Source organism: Pseudomonas bananamidigenes, from assembly GCF_001679645.1.
Taxonomy (GTDB): domain Bacteria; phylum Pseudomonadota; class Gammaproteobacteria; order Pseudomonadales; family Pseudomonadaceae; genus Aquipseudomonas; species Aquipseudomonas bananamidigenes.
Genome location: NZ_LRUN01000114.1, coordinates 1 through 3,611, shown reverse-complemented (window position 1 = coordinate 3,611; position 3,611 = coordinate 1). Strand labels below are relative to the sequence as shown.

At 60.6% G+C, this 3,611-nt stretch carries 2 protein-coding genes; one reads left to right on the top strand and one right to left on the bottom strand.

Annotation, left to right across the window (positions count from 1 at the left end):
- Positions 1-117 precede the first annotated feature (117 nt).
- Complete coding sequence (locus tag BBF94_RS26840) at positions 118-2,853, top strand: LuxR C-terminal-related transcriptional regulator (protein ID WP_065261932.1); 2,736 nt, start codon at positions 118-120, stop codon at positions 2,851-2,853.
- A 98-nt stretch (positions 2,854-2,951) separates the two neighbouring features.
- Here the strand turns inward: BBF94_RS26840 and BBF94_RS26835 are convergent.
- A partial coding sequence (locus BBF94_RS26835; RefSeq protein ID WP_141676640.1) for a type I secretion C-terminal target domain-containing protein occupies positions 2,952-3,611 on the bottom strand: 660 nt, incomplete at its 5' end.

Below are 3,611 nucleotides of genomic sequence, written 5' to 3'. Positions count from 1 at the left end.
TTTTTTTGCGTGGTGATTTTGTAGCCATTTGTAGCAACAACTTCATATGCACGCCGTTTAAGGCTAGTCTGCGGACATCTGCTACGCCGCCAACAGCCATTCGAACAAGAGCCGGCCATGACTGATCTGTCCCCGCTTCCGGGTCCTGCAAGCGTTGCCGCCACGGCATTGGACGGGCGTTTTTTTCGCCCGCCGTTGCCTGATGGGCATGTATTGCGACCACGTCTGTGTGAGCGCCTGCAAGCCGGGCTGGGTGGGCGTCTGTTGCTGGTCTGCGCCCCGGCGGGGTTCGGCAAGAGTTCGCTGGCCGTGGAGTTCTGTCAAAGTCTGCCGGGACACTGGCAAAGCCTGTGGCTGGGACTGAGCGCCCGGGACAGCGACCCGGGGCGCTTTCTCGAGCGTCTGCTCGAGGGCCTGCAGGCTTACTTCCCGGGACTCGGCAGCCGCGCGCTCGGCCTGTTGAAAATGCGCCAGCGTCATCAGCCGTTCGCCTTCGAGGAATGGCTCGATGGCCTGCTCGATGAGCTGGCACTGCACCTGCAACCGACCTCGCCGCTGTTATTGGTACTGGACGACTACCACCTTGCCCAAGGGCCGGTACTCGATCGCTGCCTGCAATTTTTCCTCAATCACTTGCCGGATGGTTTGCTGGTCATGGTCACCAGCCGTCAGCGGCCGGACTGGCATCTCGCCCGCCTGCGGTTATCGCGACAGTTGCTGGAACTGCATGAGCAGGATTTGCGCCTGACTCACGACGAAGCCCTGACCCTGCTCGATCGCCACAGCAGCTCGCTACGCGGCGAGGCCCTGGAAAACCTGATCCAACGCAGTGAAGGCTGGGTCGCCGGTTTGCGTTTCTGGCTGCTGGCGGTGGCCGAGGCTGGAAGCGAGGCGGCGTTGCCTCAGGCCTTGAACAGCGGGGAAGGGTTGATCCGCGATTACCTGCTCGAAGAGGTCATCGATTGCCTGCCGACCGAGGTGCAGGCTTTTCTCTACGAAACCGCGCCGCAAGAACGTTTTTGCAGCGAGTTGTGCGACGCGGTGCGCGAAGCCCATGACAGCGCTGAAATCCTGCGCTTCCTGTTGGCGCATCAGGTGTTTCTGGTGCCGCTGGACGAGCATGGGCACTGGTATCGCTATCACCATCTGTTTTCCGATCTGTTGCGCAGTCGGCCAATCGCTCGGGCGGTGGTTCCTGTCGCTACGCTGCACCTGCGCGCCTGCCGCTGGTTCAATGCTCAGGGGTTGCTGGACGAAGCCGTGGAACAGGCCCTGCGCGCAGGGCATCTGGATGTGGCAGCGAATCTGGTGCAGAACCTGTCCGAGGAACAACTGCTGGCCGAGCAGAACGTCGGCATGTTGCTACGCTGGAAAATGGACTTGCCGGATAGCCTGCTGATCAGCACGCCGCGCCTGATCGTGTTGTACAGCTGGGCGCTGGGGCTGGCATGCCAGCTCGATGCGGCCGAGGAGCTTGCCAGTCACCTGAGCCGGTTTCTGCCGGCGCCGTCGGCTACCGCACAGAAATCCATGCTGGCCCAATGGCTGGCGCTCAAAGGCATCATCGCCCGTGGCCGAGGGCATCGCGAACAGACCATCGAATATTGCAGCGAAGCACTGGAGAGCCTGCCGGCCAAGCGTTATGGCCAGCGTCTGATGTGCCTGTCGACCTTGTCCAACCTGGCGATTGCCGATGGTGATCTATGGCGTGCACGAGGCTTGAACCGAGAATCCCTGGAGCTGGCGCAGCGGGTCGGCAATCCGCTGTTCGAGGCACTGGCCCACTACGACCGCGCCCGGGTCTTGCAGGCGCGTGGGGAAGTCGTTCGCGCCCTCGATGAAGTGCATCAGGGCCTGGAGCGTTTGCGCGGATTGTCCGCACAGCGTTTGTACGCCGTGCGTGCGCGACTGACGCTGTATGAGGGTTTTCTGCTGGCCATGCACTTGCAGCCTGATGCGGCGCGTGCGCGATTGCAGGCCGGTCTGAGCGAAGCGCGGGCCTGTCGCGATATCAGCGTGCTGATTGGTCACTGCGTGATTGCCCGTCTGGACGGCAGTGCTGGAGAGTTTGCCAAGGCCTTCGCTGAACTCGCCGAGGCGGAGCGTCTGATGCACATTTGGGACGTGCCACCGATCTACTATCTGGCGATGATTACCCTGGTCAAATGCGAGTTGTGGCTGGCTCAGGGGCGTATTGACCTGGCTGGAGCCTGGCTTGCGCGGCTGGGCCAGACTTACACCGGTGAACGTGCGGCCGCCCCACCGGAGTTTCATCCACAGTTGCCGTTGCATGTCGAACTGCAGCAGGCATTGTTGGACGTCATTCAGGGGCAACCCATGCTCGCTGAAGGCCGATTGAACGCATTGCTGGAGAACGGTCAGCAAACCGGGCGGCAGTTGTTGAGTGTTATGGCGTTGACGCAGAAGGTGGCGTTGCTGCTGGTGGGTAGTCGAGAAGCCGAGGCCCGCAAAGCATTGGCCCAAGCCATCGATGCTGCCAGTGGCGGGGTATTGCAGCCGTTCGATGTGCTGGTCAAGGATCACGCTGACTGGTTGCGAACGCAATTGTCGCTGACCACCGCGAATCCTGTCGGTCAGCAGTTGTTGGAGCACTTTCCGCCTCCAATGTCGCGGATGGCGCAGGACACTTCCCTCACTGAACATTTGAGCAGTCGAGAGCTGGCAGTCTTGCGGCTGATTGCCCAAGGCTGCTCGAATCAGGAAATCAGCGAGCAATTGTTCATCTCGCTGCACACCGTGAAAACTCATGCCAGCCATATCAATAACAAGCTGGGCGTGGAGCGACGGACACAGGCGGTGGCGCGAGCCAAGGAACTTGGGGTCTTGAACTAGACTTCCGGTGTTATCGACGCAAACAGAAACGCCCCGAATCATCGGGGCGTTTCTGTTTGGCTCCCGACCTGTGAAAACAGGTCGGGTGTCGGGTTGTATCAGGCCACCAGATCGTTGGCACTGAAGCTGGTCACACCCACCAGTTGGATTTCGAAGTCCGCACCGGTGTTACCGCTCACGTTGCCTGAGAGCACGTGATCGATGAAGCGCAGTTGGCCCGCGCCAGTGAAGTCGCTCGCACCGATAAAGGTGAAACCGTTAAAACCGGCGGTCAGCAGGTTGGCATCAAACTTGGTCAAGTCGATCTTGTCGCCCTGTGCGCTGTTGAAGTCGGTGATGACGTCGCGCAGGTTGCCCAAGCCACTCTCGTTCCAGTCGTTGAACGTGAACACGTCTGCACCGCTGCCACCGGTCAAGGTGTCAGTGCCCAGACCGCCGATCATGGTGTCGGCGCCAGCCTTGCCGTCGAGGATGTTATTGCCGGCATTGCCGGTCAGTACGTTGTTCAGACCGTTGCCGGTGCCGTTGAGGTTGGCAGTACCAGTGAGCACCAGATTTTCCAGGTTATCGCCCAGGGTCCAGTTCACCGAAGAGCGCACGGTGTCGATTTCGCTGGCCAGGGTGCTGGTTTCAATGATGGTGTCCCCGGCGTTGTCGACGATGTAGGTGTCATTGCCCAGACCGCCGATCATGGTGTCGGCACCGGCCTTGCCATCAAGGATGTTGTTGCCGTCGTTGCCGGTCATGCGGTTGTTCAG

What these genes read in the sequence shown, in the direction of transcription:
- BBF94_RS26840 (WP_065261932.1), top strand. Translation starts at nt 118, where the DNA reads ATGACTGATCTGTCCCCGCTTCCGGGTCCTGCAAGCGTTGCCGCCACG.